The sequence below is a fragment of the Amycolatopsis sp. NPDC051371 genome (genome assembly GCF_040682155.1).
Classification (GTDB): domain Bacteria; phylum Actinomycetota; class Actinomycetes; order Mycobacteriales; family Pseudonocardiaceae; genus Amycolatopsis.
Genome location: NZ_JBFBAG010000012.1, coordinates 1 through 14,961, shown reverse-complemented (window position 1 = coordinate 14,961; position 14,961 = coordinate 1). Strand labels below are relative to the sequence as shown.

General features: G+C 73.3%; 7 protein-coding genes and 1 pseudogene. 6 read left to right on the top strand and 2 right to left on the bottom strand.

The window, feature by feature from the left end; all coding sequences use genetic code 11:
- Position 1: 1 nt before the first annotated feature.
- Positions 2-1,537, bottom strand: coding sequence for a hypothetical protein (locus AB0M59_RS16930; RefSeq protein ID WP_364615518.1), 1,536 nt, complete (start codon positions 1,535-1,537; stop codon positions 2-4).
- A gap of 752 nt (positions 1,538-2,289) precedes the next feature.
- Between AB0M59_RS16930 and AB0M59_RS16925 the strand changes: the two genes are divergently transcribed.
- Positions 2,290-3,159: a MerR family transcriptional regulator gene (locus AB0M59_RS16925; protein ID WP_364615515.1), complete on the top strand. Its 870-nt coding sequence runs from the start codon at positions 2,290-2,292 to the stop codon at positions 3,157-3,159.
- Between the two features lie 39 nt (positions 3,160-3,198).
- Here the strand turns inward: AB0M59_RS16925 and AB0M59_RS16920 are convergent, their stop codons facing one another.
- The gene (locus AB0M59_RS16920; RefSeq protein WP_364615512.1) at positions 3,199-3,633 is read right to left on the bottom strand and encodes an SRPBCC family protein; all 435 of its coding nucleotides are present in this window, start codon (positions 3,631-3,633) and stop codon (positions 3,199-3,201) included.
- Positions 3,634-3,863: 230 nt separating this feature from the next.
- Between AB0M59_RS16920 and AB0M59_RS16915 the strand changes: the two genes are divergently transcribed.
- From AB0M59_RS16915 to fusA, 5 genes and pseudogenes are all read left to right on the top strand, one after another.
- Positions 3,864-7,472 carry a discoidin domain-containing protein gene (locus tag AB0M59_RS16915; RefSeq protein ID WP_364615509.1) on the top strand — a complete coding sequence of 1,203 codons (3,609 nt, stop codon included), beginning with the start codon at positions 3,864-3,866 and terminating at the stop codon, positions 7,470-7,472.
- 218 nt (positions 7,473-7,690) lie between these two features.
- Positions 7,691-9,229, top strand: coding sequence for a hypothetical protein (locus AB0M59_RS16910; RefSeq protein WP_364615506.1), 1,539 nt, complete (start codon positions 7,691-7,693; stop codon positions 9,227-9,229).
- Positions 9,230-9,281: 52 nt separating this feature from the next.
- Complete coding sequence (locus AB0M59_RS16905; RefSeq protein ID WP_364615503.1) at positions 9,282-10,922, top strand: helix-turn-helix domain-containing protein; 1,641 nt, start codon at positions 9,282-9,284, stop codon at positions 10,920-10,922.
- Positions 10,923-11,226: 304 nt separating this feature from the next.
- Entirely contained in the window at positions 11,227-12,666 is a 1,440-nt protein-coding gene (locus tag AB0M59_RS16900) for a M4 family metallopeptidase (protein ID WP_364615500.1), read from the top strand.
- A gap of 284 nt (positions 12,667-12,950) precedes the next feature.
- Positions 12,951-14,866 (top strand): annotated as a pseudogene (gene fusA / locus AB0M59_RS16895) (elongation factor G); the annotation flags it as partial.
- Between the last annotated feature and the right edge of the window lie 95 nt (positions 14,867-14,961).

Here is a 14,961-nt window from a genome sequence, read left to right as displayed (position 1 = left end):
ATCACGGCTCGCGGGTGAGGGTGAAGTGGCCGACGCCCTTGGCCGCGGACCGGACCTGCCAGCTGTCCGGTCCGGTCGCCGGGCCCGGGGCGTACCGCAGCCGGTAGTCCGGCTTGCGCGGCGCGACCGAGGTGTCCAGCCAGTGGTAGTTGATCCGCAGCGCGAGGCTCATCAGCGGGTTCGCCTTGGCGATCCGCTGCTCGACGAGCGAGACGGCCTGGCCGCGGTCGGAGAACTCGTCGAGGATCGCGCACTCGCAGTAGTAGGCCAGGGTGCCGATCTCGCCGGGACTGGCGACGCTGGCCCCGGCGAGGCGGGCGCCGAGTTCCGTCCCGACGCGGGCGTAGTCGGTGGAGCTGGCCCAGTTCCCGAAGATCACCGGCGACTTCCACGGCAGGCCCTGCGCGGCGTCGACAGCGGCACCGGCCAGCACCAGGACGCCGGTGAGGCCGAGCGCGAGGGCCGGGGGCGCGCCGCGCAGCGCCGGGCGTTCGCGGGCCTGCGCGGACCAGGCGCCGAACGCGGCGACGGCGAAAGCGCTCGTCGCGGTCATCGGGGCCACGTAGTACCAGTGGAACGGCCCGACCCCGAGGAACGAATACGCGACGTAGTAGAGGATCCCGCCGCCGGCCAGCGCGGCGAGGGGGCCGAGCGCGGGGAACTCCGGCCACCGGACCCCGAACCGCGCGGCGGCCCACCCGGCCAGCGCGACGACGCCGAGCAGCGCCGGGAGGAACGACACGAGCACGGTGACCGGCCAGCCGACGTAGTACATGACCGGCCCGGTGCTGTAGGTCCACGGCGCGAACAGCCCGGCCTGCGTCTGCTTGATCACCAGCGTGTCCGGCACGAACGACCCGAAGGCGACCCAGCTGACGACGAACCACGGCGCCGCCGTCAGCACCGCCCACCCGGCGGCGGGCAGCAGCCGGCGGCGGATCGCGGGCGCGCTCACCGCGATCACCACGACGAAGACCACGAGGTCCAGCCGGGTGAGGATCGTGAGGCCGGCGGTCACGCCGAACAGCAGCGGCCGGCCTTCGAGCGCGAAGACCGTGAGCACCAGCAGCACGGCCGGGATCAACAGGACTTCCAGGCCGATCGCGGACAGCACGAACGGGTTGAGCAGCACGAGCGTGACGCCGAGGACCCCGGCGGCGAGCGGCAGGGCCAGCGCGCGGCCCAGGCGCTGCCACGCCCAGCCGAGCGCGCCGCCGCACAGCACCGTGAGGACGCCGAGCGCGATGACCGGGTGCGGGCCGCCGGAGATCCGCGTCACCAGGGTCAGCGCGGCGAGGAGCAGGACGTTCAGCGGGGAGGTCGCGGAGTTCGCCGGCGAGCCCGGGATCAGGCCCCACTCGCCGTGCACGGCGAGGTTCTTCGCGTAGGCGAGGGTGATGTAGCCGTCGTCGGTCAGGCTGCCGCGCACCACGAGGAAGACGGCGGCGCCCAGCACCGCCCCGAAGACCGGCAGCCACCGGTGCGTCGTGTTCGTGTGGTCCGCGGTCGTCCGTTCCGCGTCCGTCTCCGCAAGCATTCGCCCACCTCGCGGAACCACCGCCCGCTGTCCGACTGCCATGGCCCGGCACCGTAGCGACGGCGCATTACCGGGGTGCTACACCCGGGTCACGGCCGCCGTCCCCGCCGGGGTTCACCCGATGGTGGCATGGCCCGGCCGGGCTCGCAGCGTGGCTCCACTGTGGACGGGCGGACCGGTCGGCGGGTCGTGACCAGGGCCGGCGCGCTGCGGCCGGTCAGGAGCAGGGCGCCGAGCCCGAGGAGCGGACCGAGGTCCAGGCCGGTGTCCGGCGGGTGGTGGCGGTGGTCGTCGGAGTCGCCCGGACCGCGCCGCGACCCGGGTCCACTCGACCAGGTGGGGTGGATCGCTGCGGCATCCGAGGGATAGCGATGCGCAAGCGTTGCGCCCGGGTATAGCTTGGGGAGCAGCGCCCCTACCGCCCACGACTGGGCCGGCCGTGGCGGGTTGCCACACCCCGCGGCCGTCCGGATCCGGTCGACGCGGGCCGGATCCCCGGCGCCGGGCGGCGCCGAGGGGGACGCGGCAGGCCGACGCCCCGCCGCCGCGTCCCCCGTGGCGCGCCGCCGGGTGTTTCGGTTGCGCAGCGCCCGTTCCCCGGTTCGGCTTCGTCGCGTGACGGCGGCGCTCGCCGCGTTCCGCCGGCCGTCGCCACCCCCGCTGATCGCCGGCGGCGGTCCGGACCACCGTGTCCCCGCCGGTCAGGCGGCCTGGCCGTCGCTAAGCTGCGACGAGCGAGGCGAAGGGGAACGGTGGAACCGAAGAACGTCGAGACGGGTGCTTGGGCGCCGGGCAAGGTCGCCGAGCTGCTCGGCGTCTCGCCGGTGACGCTGCGCAGCTGGAGCGCGCGGTACGGGATCGGCCCGTCGGCCGCGGCCACCGGGCGCCACCGCCGCTACTCCGACGCCGACGTCCGGCGGCTGCAGCACATGCAACGGCTGGTCGCGCGGGGGATGCCCGTCCGCGAAGCCGCCGCTACGGCCTTCGGGGCCTCACCGGCCGGCTCGCCGGAAGTGCCCGCGGCCCGCCGGGTGCGCGAGCTCGAGGACGCCGCCGAGGAGCTGCGCTCGGCGTCGGTCGCGGGGTTGCTCGACGAAACCCTCGGCACGCTCGGCCCGGCCGCCGCCTGGACCGACGTCCTGGCCCCGGTCCTGCGCGGCCTGGGTGACCGCTGGCAGCGCGGCGACGTCTGCTTCGCGTCGGAATGGGCCCTGACGTCCGAAATCTCGCTGGCGTACGAGCGGTTCAGCCGCGGCTTCCCGGCGGCCGTCCCGGGCCGGCCGGTGCTGCTGGCCTGCTGCCCGAACGAGCGGCACTCCCTGCCGATGGAGGCCCTCCGCGCGACCCTGGCCGAGGCCGGGATCCCGGTCGCCTACCTCGGCCAGCTCGTCCCGGCCGAGACGGTCGCCGACCTGGCGGCGCGCCTCGACCCGGTACTGGTGCTGCTGTGGTCCCTGGCTGCCCCGACGGCCGACGACCTGCTCGCCGCCCGCGTGCGCGACCTCGGCCGCGCGGTGGGCACGGCCGGGCCGGGCTGGCAGCACCTGGGCGACCGCGGCTTCGCCCGGGTGAACGACCTGGCGTCGGCGGTGGAGCTGGCCGTCGAGCACGCCGAGGCGTAGGTCCGTCGGACCCGCGCTCGACGGGGTGCTCGCGTCCGCTCAGTCCAGCTCCTCGAGGGCCCGCTTCAACTCCGGCACCACCGCGTCCCCGAGCCGCTCGAACTCGCGCTTCACCAGCGGGCTCGCCAGCTTCGCCCACCCGTGGAACACGATCGTCGCGCGGTAGCGGACCGTCGTGCCGTCCGGGCCCGCCGACAGGCCGAAGTCGTCCGTCGAGGTCGCCGTCTTGTTCTCGCCCACGAACGTCACGCGGCCGGTGTCGCGACGGGTCAGGTGGTAGTCCAGCTCCGTCCGGCGGCCGCGGAACTCCGACACGTTGTGCCACTCGGCGCCCACCGCGATCGGGCCGGAGTCCGTGCGGGTGCACGACACCGTGCCCGGGTCCCACTCCTCGGTGTGCGCGAAGTCCGCGAGGTACGCCGCGACGCGCGCGACCGGCGTGCGCACGGTGACAGTGCGTTCGACCTGGACCATCGGACCTCCGGAGCGGTTCGTTGCGCAGCCGTTGCAACCGTAATGGGCACCGCTCAGCGGGGCACGCCGAACCGCTCGCCGACATCGATGTCATGTTTTCCGAATTCTTGTCTGCCTTGTCTTCTTGACGCTTCCGGCGCGCGCGGCGGAAGCTTCCTGGCAACGTTGTCACCCCCTCTTCACGGCGCCACCCCGCCAGGTCCGGCCGCCGCTTTCAGATCGGAGTTCGCATGGCGGAGGAGTACGGCACCGTCCCGGATGTCGAGCCCGCGGAGGTGGCCGCCGTGTCGCGGCGGCACGTCCTGGCCGCCGGGACCGGGCTGCTGGCCGGCTTCGGTCTCGCGGCCGTCCTGCCCGGGGTCGCGTCCGCGGCGCCCGCCGTCGCCGACGGCCGGGCGGAGAAGACCGACCTGGCCCTGTTCCGGCCGGTGCAGGTGTCCTCGACCGACTACGCCGCCACGCCGGGCGAGTTCGCCGTCGACGGCCTCGCCCAGGTCGGTGTGAAGGGCTCCGGCTGGCGTGCCACCCCGGGCGACGGCCAGTGGATCGTCGTCGACCTCCAGGGGTCGTGCCGGATCGACTCGGTCGTGCTGACCTTCGAGGCGCGGCCCGGCGACCCGGCCTTCGACGGCGCGGCGTCCCGCAGTCACACCAGCGGTTTCGAGATCCAGTCCAGCTACGCGACGGCGTTCGACCTCGACGTCTCGGGCGACGGCCGGGCCTGGCGCACCGTCCACCACACCGACGCCGGCACCGGCGGCGTCGTGACGATCCCGCTGCCGGCCGTCACCGCGCGCTGGGTCCGGTTCACCGCGTCGAGCCGCTCGACGACCAACCCGCTGGGCCTCAACGGCTTCCAGGTCTTCGGGACCGGCCCCCGGAACCGCCCGGCGGTGCACGGATGGACCAGCTTCCCGGTCCGCCCGCACGACGACCCGCCCGCGCTCGCCGTCGCGCCCGACGGGACCGTCCCGCTCGAGTCCGGCTGGGTCCTCACCATGGACGACTGGGCGCCCACCGGCGACGGCAAGGCGCTGTCCGGTTCCACTGTGGACACCCGCGGTTGGCTCCCGGCGACCGTTCCGGGCACGGTCCTGGCCTCGCTGGTCGAGCAGGGCCAGCTGCCCGACCCGGTGTCGGGGATGAACACCCTGCACGTCCCGGAAGCGCTGTCGCGCCACGCCTGGTGGTACCGCCGCCGCTTCTCGCTCCCGCGCGGCCTCGACACGTCGGCGGGCCGGCACGTCTGGCTCGAGTTCGACGGCGTCAACCACGAAGCGCAGATCTGGCTCAACGGCGCCGAAATCGGCACCCAGAGCAACCCGTTCGGCCGCGGCGCCTACGACGTCACCGCCGCCCTGCGCCGCACCGGGGACCAGGCCCTCGCCGTGAAGATCTCGCCGATGCCGCGGCCGGGCAGTCCCAGCGACAAGGGTGCGAACGGCAGCTCCTGGGTCGACGCCGGCAGCACGATGTTCGACAATTCGCCGACCTACCTCGCGGTGTCGGGCTGGGACTGGATGCCCGCGGTCCGCGACCGCGCGTCCGGCATCTGGGACCACGTGCGCCTGCGCTCGACCGGCGCCGCCGTCCTCGGTGACGTCCGTGTCGACACGAAGGTGCCCGACGCCGGCACCGCCGTCGTGACGCTCACCGTGCCGGTGCGCAATGCAGCTCCGACGGCCCAGCGCGTCAAGGTCACCGCCGCCTTCGGCCCGGTGAACGTCGCCAGCACGGTCACCGTCCCGGCCGGGCAGACCACCGACGTCGCGTTCCCCGCCCAGCAGGTCAAGAACCCGAAGCTGTGGTGGCCCAACGGCTACGGCGACCCGAACCTCTACGACCTGACACTCATCGCCGCGATCGGCGCGTCCACCAGTGACCGGCGGACGACGAAGATCGGCCTGCGCCAGATCGGCTACCAGTACGACCTGCCGATCGTCATCGCCGACGGCCGGGCCACGCAGTCCGTCGACCTCGCGCCGCAAACCGCCCGGTTCGTCCGGATGCAGGGCCTCAAGCGCGCCACGGGCTGGGGCTTCTCGCTCTGGACGATGTCCGTGGTCGCCAGCTTGGCGCCGGACACGGACCTGGCGCGGGGCAAGACCGCGACTTCGTTGTCGGTGGCCGACGGCAACCCGCCCGAGCGGGCCTTCGACGGCGACCCGAACACCCGCTGGACGTCGGCCTACGACGACAACCAGTGGCTGCAGGTCGACCTCGGCGCCGCGACGGCGTTCGACCGCGTCGTCCTGACCTGGGAGACCGCCTACGCGGCGACCTTCAAGATCCAGGTGTCGCAGGACGGCGACACCTGGACCGACGCCGCGTCGGTGGACAACAGCCCGAAGCCGCTGACCTTCCTCGTCAACGGCGTCAAGGTGTTCGCCCGCGGCGGCAGCTGGGGCTGGGACGAGCTGCTGCGCCGGATGCCGGAGGAGCGGACCGACGCCGTCGTCGCGATGCACCGCGACATGAACTTCACCCTGATCCGCAACTGGGTGGGCTCGTCCTATCGGCAGGAGCTGTTCGACGCCTGCGACAAGTACGGCATCCTGCTGTGGAACGAGTTCTGGGACGGCTGGTCGACCGACCCGGCCAACCACGACATCTTCCTCGCGCAGGCGAAGGACACGGTGCTGCGCTACCGCCACCACGCGTGCGCGACGGTCTGGTTCGGCTGCAACGAAGGCACGCCGCCGCCGGTGATCGACAACGCGCTGCGCGACATCGTCCACGACAACACCGACCTGCTCTACCAGGGCAACTCGGCGGGCGGCGTGATCACCGGCGACGGGCCCTACTACTGGCAGGACCCGAAGCGGTACTTCACGGGCGAGGCGACCGGCGGCAAGTACGGGTTCTGGAGCGAGATCGGGCTGCCGACCGTGTCGGTCGTGGAGAGCATGCGCAACCTCGTCGGCCAGGACGACCCGGGCTGGCCGATCGGCGCGCCGTGGTTCCTGCACGACTGGTCCACGAACGGCAACCAGTCGCCGCAGAGCTACCTCGCGGCGATCGACGCGCGGCTCGCGCCGTCGACGAGCCTGGCCGAGTTCAGCCGCAAGGCGCAGTTCGTCAACTACGAGAGCATGCGCGCGATCTTCGAGGCCTGGAACACGAGGCTGTGGGCCGACGCCACCGGCGTGCTGCTGTGGATGTCGCACCCCGCGTGGCACAGCACGGTCTGGCAGACCTACGACTACGACCTCGACGTCAACGGCAGCTACTACGGCGCGCGCAAGGGCTGCGAGGCCCAGCACGTGCAGGCCGACCTGACGACGTGGCAGGTCCGGGTCGTCAACCACACACCGGCCGCGCTGAGCGGGGTGACGGTCACCGCACGGCTGTTCTCTTTGGACGGTGCCTCGCTCGGTGCTCCCGCGCAGCAGAGGCTGGACGTCGCCGCGAACATGGGCGCGACGGCGTTCACGGTGCCGTTCGACGCCGCGCACCCGGACCTGCACCTGCTGCGGCTGACCCTGACCGACGCGCGCGGCGCGGTGCTGTCGGAGAACACGTACTGGCGTTACCGCAGCGACACGGCCATGCGGGCGCTCAACCAGCTCCCGGGCGCGCGGCTGACGTCGTCGTTGAAGGCGGATGGTGACGCGTACACGGCGACGATCCGCAACGACGGCAAGACGGTCGCGGCGATGATCCGGCTGTCGCTGCGGGAGCGCAACGGCACCGACCGCGTCCTGCCGACCCGCTACGGCGACAACTACTTCTGGCTGCTGCCGGGGGAGAGCCGCACGGTCCGCGTCGAGCCACGGCGGCGCGTGCCGAACGCCCGGCTGCAGGTGGAGGCCTACAACGTGGCGGCCAAATTGATCTAGGCGCTTTTCTGTCGGACCCCGCCGCTAGGCTCGCGGGGTCCGCGAGCGAGGAGTTCCGGTGCGTGGCTGTGGGTCGCGATCCGGAGCGTGTGGAGGGGTGCCGCGAGTACCCCTCACCCTCCGCCGACGACCAGCCCGGAGCCGATCCGGGTCTCGGTTCTCCTCGCTCGCGGGCCTGACGTGGGGGAGGGGCGGTCATCGAAGAGCTGTACCGGCTGGTGCTGGCCAGGGCGGCGTACCAGGACGCCTTCTTCGCCTGGCCACAGCCGGCCCGGGAGCGCTACGTGTCGCTGCTGCGGGCGGCGGATCCGTTGTGGGCGCAGGGTTTCCTGCGCTGGCTGCGCTTCGCGACCCCGATGCGCTACCCCGCCCTGGTCGGCGCGGCGGCGTTCGTGGCCGGGCGGCTGGAGCGGGGCGAGCACGGGGTGTCGCGGCAGGTGATCGCGTCGGTGCTGCGCCGCGCCGACGACCCGGGACACCTGCTGGCCTACTGGGCGGCGGCGTACGGGCCATCGCTGCCGAAGCCGGTGAAACGCGGGGTGGCCGACGCGGTGACCCGCCTGTACGACGAGCCGGCGCTCCTGGCGTACGACGACGGTGGTCACCACTTCGAGCTGGGCTTCGTGCGCGGTGACCTGCCCCGGCACGGCGGGATCGGGACACCGCGGCCGGCGCGGTTCGGTGAGGTGATCAGGCTGGTGCACCCGCGGGCTCGCGATCGGGCGCAGGGCGATTTGTTCCGGTACGCGCTGGCCCGGCGGTTCGGGAGGGTGCGGACGGTCCCGGCGACGTTGCCGTTGGTGCGGAGCTGGGCCGGGTCGCCGGTCTCGCCGGTTTCGCAGCTGCGCGCGCCGGAAGATCTGCGGGGCGCCAGTGCGGGGCTTTCGGTGCTGTCCGCCGAGCGTGCGGTGCCGGCCGGGCCGATGCACGCCATCGCCGGAGTCCGGTCGGGCACCGGCAACCCGCCGTCCGGGCAGTTCCTTGCCCAGTTGCGGCACGCCGGAACTTCGCCGCACGCCGAAACAGTCCTAGCGGCCCTCCCCATCGTCGACCTGCTGGCCCAGCCGGGCGGCCTCGCCCGCCTCGAACCGCTCATCCCGCACCTGCCCCTCTCCGCGCTGCTCGCCCACCTGCGCCGGTTCGACGCCGCCGGGATCGGGTTCGAGACCGCCATGGCCGTCGCCGCGCGGATCGCCGATCCCGCCGAAGTCCGCGCGTCCGGGCTGGGGCCGCTGCGGTTCGCCTTGGCCTGGGGCGCGGTGGACAGCCGGCGGTGGGAACCCGCGCTGGCCGCCGGGGCCCGGCACAGCCTCGGCGCCGTCCCGCGGCTGCGCGGGCGCACCCTCGTCCTCGTCGAACCGCGCAGCGACACCCGGATCGTCTTCGGGCTCGCCCTCGCCCAGCGGTGCGAGGCCGCCGACCTCGCCGTCCTCGGTGGCGGGCGGTTCCCGCTCGACCCCGACGAGTCGCCGCTGCACGCCCTGATCCGCTGGCATTCGACGGACCTGGGAGCCCCCACCGCCCCGGCCGGGTACGACCGCGTCGTCCTCGTCACCGAGCAGCTCGGCGAGGAGCCGGACGTGCCCGCCGATGTCCCGCTCTACGTCTGGGAGACCCGCCGGCACAGCGGGCACGAACACGAGCCGCAGTTCGCGACCGGTTCGCGGCGCGGGTTCTTCCGCGGGCTCGGCGACGCGTCCTTCCTGATCATCCCCTGGTGGGGGGAGTTCGTCGCCCACAACAGAATACAAAGCTGATTTCGTAGCCGGAGACGAACTAGGCTGGTGATGTCGCGCCTAGCTTCGGGAGGTGCTCGTTTCGGTGAACCTGCGCCCGCACGCCAGCCTCGGCCGTGTCCTCGACGACCTGGGCGGCACCCTCCTGGACCTCGTGCTCGGGGACGGCGACCGCCCCGGCGGCATCGGTGGCGTCGCCATCCACGACCCCCTCGACGAACCCGCCCTGCCCCAGCACGCCCTGATGCTGGGCGTCGGCCTCGCCGAACCGGACGAGGTGGTGCGCCAGCTGCGGACCCTGGCCCGCCACGACGCCGCCGGCCTCGTGGTGCGCGCCCCCGTCACGGTCACCGCGGCGATCACCGCCGCCGTCGAGGAGACCGGCGTCGCGCTGCTGAGCCTGGCGCGCGGCGCGTCGTGGGCCCAGCTCGCCGCGATGCTGCGGTCGCTGCTGGCCGAGGGCGACGTCGGCGACGCCGAACCCGAGATGCTGGCCGGGCTGCCCTCGGGTGACCTGTTCGCCGTGGCCAACGCGATCGGGGCGCTCATCGACGCCCCGGTCACCATCGAGGACCGCCGTTCGCGCGTGCTCGCGTTCTCGGGCCGCCAGGACGAAGCCGACCCGTCGCGGGTCGAGACCATCCTGGGGCGCCAGGTGCCCGAGCGGTTCTCCCGGATGCTGGCCGACCGCGGCGTGTTCCGCGAGCTCTACCGCAGCGACCGGCCGGTGTACGTCGACCGGCCGCCGGAAAGCCCCGACGGCTTCAAGATCCCCCGCGTGGCCGTCGCGGTCCGGGCGGGCGACGAAATCCTCGGCTCCATCTGGGCCGCGGTGCGCGAGCCGCTGACCCCCGATCGCACGCAGGCCCTCTGCGACGCGGCCCGCCTGGTGGCGCTGCACCTGCTGCGCGTCCGGGCGGGTGCCGACGTCGAACGCCGGCTGCGCGCGGACCTGGTGAGCACGGCGCTCGAAGGCGGGGCCGCCGCGCGGGAGGCGCTGAGCCGGCTGGGGCTGGCCGACCAGCCGGTCGTCGTCCTGGCGCTGGCGGTGCTCGAGAACGGTGCGGAGGACCCCGAGATCGCCACCGAACGCCAGCGCCTGGCCGACGGCTTGGCGATGCACCTGAGCGCGGTCCACCCGCGCTGCGCGGCGGCGCTCGTGGGCGACATCGCGTACGGGCTGGTGCCGGTGACCCGTGACGCGGACGGGGAGCGGCGCGCCCTGCGGATCGCGAACGACTTCCTGGACCGGGTGGGTGATCGCGTCCGGGCGGTGGTCGGGATCGGGCCGGTGGCGCGCAGCGCGGCCGAGTTGCCGGAAGCCCGCGACAGCGCGGACCGGGCGTTGCGGGTCCTGCGGTCGGGCAGCGGCCCGGGGCGCCGGGTGGCGTCGCTGGCCGACGTGCACGTCGAGGCGCTGCTATTGGAGCTGCAGGACCTGGTCGCCGCCCGCGGCGACCGCCCGACCGGCCCGGTCGCGCGCCTGCTGGACTACGACGAGCAGCACCACGCCCACCTGGTCGAGACGTTGCGGGCCTGGCTCGACGCCTTCGGCGACGTCATCGCCGCGTCGGCCGCGGTCCACGTGCACCCCAACACGTTCCGGTACCGCCTGCGCCGCCTCGCCGAGGTCGGCGGCTTCGACATGACGGACCCGGAGGCGCGCTTCGCGGCGATGCTCCAGCTCCGGGTGGTGGCCCCACCGGCCTCCTGACGACTGTGCGGAAAGGGGCATCACGCGTGATCAGCGGGGTATCACGCGTGATTCCAGAGGCATCGGCGCGATGCCTGCCCCATCACGCGCGATGCCCCTCCCATCACGGGAGATGCCCCTCGGGACACGCGTGATGCCTCTTCGCGCACGCGATGCCGGCGTCCGAAATGTCGGTGATTAACCGCCGGTTGATCACCGCTACTTGGTGAGTTACCTACTTTCGACCGGTGTGCGACACCTTCGGGGCATGTGAACCTGCACGGACTTCACGTCAGGTGATCAAGTTTCCACGGAGGTGTACCGGGTGTCACGCAAACGGGTCATCGCAGGGACGGCGGCGGTGAGCGCGGCCGTTGTCGCGGTGTCGCTGGCCACGACCGGCTCGCCGGCCTACGCGACCATCGCGCAGCCGTCGATGCACGCGCTGAATTCCCTCGCGATGCCGTTCGGCAGCGTCGTGCGGTCGCAGCAGGAGATCGGCGGTGTGCCGGTGTTCGGCGGCCAGTTGATCCAGGTCCGCGACAAGGCCGACGCGGTCCTCGCGACCCACGGCCGCACCACGAAGAAGACGACGGGCGCGTTCCCGGCGAGCGCCACGGGCGCCTCGGACGCCGCCATCGCGGACGTCGCGAAGCGCACCGGCCTGCCCGCGAACACGCTGAAGGCCGACGCGCCCCGCGCGTATTGGTACGACGCGACTCTCGGCGGCGCGAAGGGCGACGGCGTCGCGGTGCCGACCTACCAGGTCACCGTGCACGGCAAGAAGCTGAAGGACAAGTGGACCGAGGTCGTCAAGGCCGGCACCGCGGACGTCCTGACGTCGTGGTCCGAGGTCCGCGAGGCCAACCGCGACGTCTGCGACGCCGACCACAAGGTGGTCAGCGGCAGCACCGAGTCGGTCCGCTGCGGCACCTCCTTCGACGTCACCCGCAAGGAGGGCGGCGCCGAGTCGAGCGTCGCCGACGTCAACAACGTCTACACCTTCTTCGGCCAGGCCTCGGACTTCTACCAGAAGTACGTCGGCACCGATCTCACGAACCTGATCGGCGCCGACTACTCCGACGGCACCGGCAAGGCGCTGCGCGGCACGGTCCGGATCTGCGTCGACGGCGAATGCCCGTTCGCGAACGCCTTCTGGGACGGCGAGCAGATGGCCTTCGGCGAGGGCGTCACCACCGACGACATCACCGGCCACGAGCTCACCCACGGCGTCACCCAGCACACCTCCGGGCTGAGCGGCGGCCAGGCCGACTCGATCAACGAAGGCCTGTCGGACGTCTTCGGCAAGTTCATCGGCATCACCTCGAACGACCCCAACGACACCGGCGACAACCGCTGGCTGCTCGGCGCCGGCTCGTCGCTGGGCGCGATCCGGAACATGAAGGACCCGCGCTCGTCGCTGTCCCCGCAGCCGGACATGGTCAACGGCCCGGGCTGGCAGACGAACAACCCGGACGAGCACATCAACGACGGCGTCGTCAACAAGGCCGACTACCTGATCACCGACGGCGACACGTTCAACAACCAGACCGTGCGCGGCCTCGGCCTCGAGAAGTCCGTCCAGATCTGGTGGGGCGTCGAGAACACGCTCACCCAGAGCGCGACCTTCAAGGACGTCGGCGAGGCGCTCGACTCGTCGTGCGCCGCGCTCGCCAAGGCGGGCACCGCGGGCATCACCGACGACGACTGCACCCAGGTCGGCAACGCGGTGAAGGCCACGCAGCTCGACCAGGACCCCAGCTGAGCGAACCCCGACGTCGAAGGCCGCTCCGGGAAACCGGGGAGGCCTTCGACGTAAATCCGGTTGGTGGCGAGGAAGACCGCCGTTACGCTGTGCGCCAGTCCAAGATCGCGTCGCAGGAAGGGAGCCGGCCGTGCCCGTCGCCGTCGTCTCCCGTCCGCGGTCCGAGGTGATCCTCGTGTCTTCGCAGCTCCGGTGTCCGCCGCGCGGCTGACACCGCTTCCGTGACGCGTTCCGTCGCGGCGAATCGCGCTGCCCTGACCGGATCGTCCACAAAGGACCGCGCCGTGCGCACCCACGACCTGACCACCGTCCGCAACCTGGGCATCCTCGCCCACGTCGACGCGGGCAAGACCACCCTCACCGAACGGATCCTGCACCGGACCGGAGCCACCCACAAAACGGGCGAGGTCCACGACGGCACCACCGTCACCGACTTCGACCCGCAGGAACGCGACCGCGGCATCACGATCTTCTCCGCGGCCGTCACCTGTGCGTGGCGGGGCCACCGGGTCACCCTCATCGACACGCCGGGCCACGTCGACTTCACCGCCGAGGTCGAGCGGGCGCTGCGCGTCCTGGACGGCGCGATCGCCGTGTTCGACGCCGTCGCGGGCGTCGAGCCGCAGAGCGAAACCGTGTGGCGCCAAGCCGATCGCCACGGCGTGCCGCGGATCGCCTTCGTCAACAAGATGGACCGCGCGGGCGCCGACCTCGACACGGCCGTCGCGTCGATCCGGGCGCGGCTGCACCCGGCGCCGCTGGTGGTGCAGCTGCCGATCGGGCGCGAGGACGGCTTCACCGGCGTCGTCGACCTGGTGCGCCTGCCGGTGGACGCCTCGGCCGAGGCCCGGCGACGTCGCCGGGTGCTCGAGGAGGCCGTCGCCGAGCTGCACCCCTTGGCGCTGGACGAGTTCTGCGCCACGGGGACCATCTCGGCGGAGACGTTGGACAAGGCCCTGCGGGAGCTGACCCTCAGCGGCGACGGGCTCGTCGTGCTGTGCGGCGCGGCCTACCGCGACCTCGGGATCGAGCCGCTGCTCGACGCCGTCGTCGCCTACCTGCCGTCACCGGCGGACGTCCCGCCGGTGCGCGGTGACCGGCCCGCCGACCCGGCGGCGCCGCTGGCCGCGCTGGTGTTCAAGGTCGTCGCGACGACCACGGGACGGCTGACGTACCTGCGGGTGTACTCGGGAACGCTGCGGAAGGGGGACCAGGTTCGGGACGCGGGGCGCACCGAGCGGATCGCGCGCGTCCTGCGCGTGCAGGCCGACCGGCACGCGCAAGTGGACAGTGCGGTGGCCGGCGACATCGTGGCGGTGGCCGGGCCCAAGGCGGCGCGCGTCGGCGCCACGCTCTGCGCGCCGGACGCCCCGGTGCTGCTGGAGCCGCCGCCGACGGCGGACCCGGTGGTCTCGGTGGCGATCGAGCCGCGCCGGGCGGGCGACGGCGAGAGGCTGACGTCGGCGTTGGCGCGGCTGGCGGAGGAGGACCCGTCGCTGGTCGTGCGGACCGACCCGGAGACCGGGCAGACGCTGCTGTCCGGGCTGGGCGAGCTGCACCTGGAGGTGGCGGTCGAGAAGCTGCGTCGCGACCGCGGGCTGGAGGCAGCGGTCGGGCGGCCGTCGGTGGCGCACCGCGAAACCGTGGTCCGCGGGGTGACGGGGCTGCTGTACCGGCACGTCAAGCAGGACGGCGGGGCGGGCCAGTTCGCTCACGTGGTCCTGGACGTCGTGCCGGCCGCCGAGGGGTTCGAGTTCGCCTCGGCGGTCGTCGGCGGCCGGGTACCGCGCGAGTACGTCCGCGCGGTCGAGGCCGGCTGCCGGGACGCGCTGGCCGACGGACCGCTGGGCGGGCACCCGGTGACGGGCCTGCGGGTGGTGCTGACCGACGGCACGACGCACCCGAAGGACTCGTCGGACCTGGCGTTCCGGACGGCGGGACGGCTCGGCCTGCGGGAAGCGTTGCGGGCCTGCGCCATGCAGTTGCTCGAACCGGTCGCCGAGGTGGTCGTGACGGTCCCGGCCGACGCGGTCGGCGGGGTGCTCGGTGACCTGGCCGCCCGCCGCGGCCGGGTGGCGGGCTCGGAGGTCCGCGGCGGCACGGCGGTGGTGACGGCGACGGTCCCGGTGGCGGAGCTGTTCGGCTGCGCGGCCGGACGCAGGGCCGGGGCACGTTCACCGCCCGGCCGTCAGGCTACGCACACCGGCGTGGAGTCCGACGCGCCCATCGTCGTCCGCGACGAGGACGACCCCGGCTGGGCCTCCCGCGGCGCGCACAAACTGCTGGGCGCCCTCG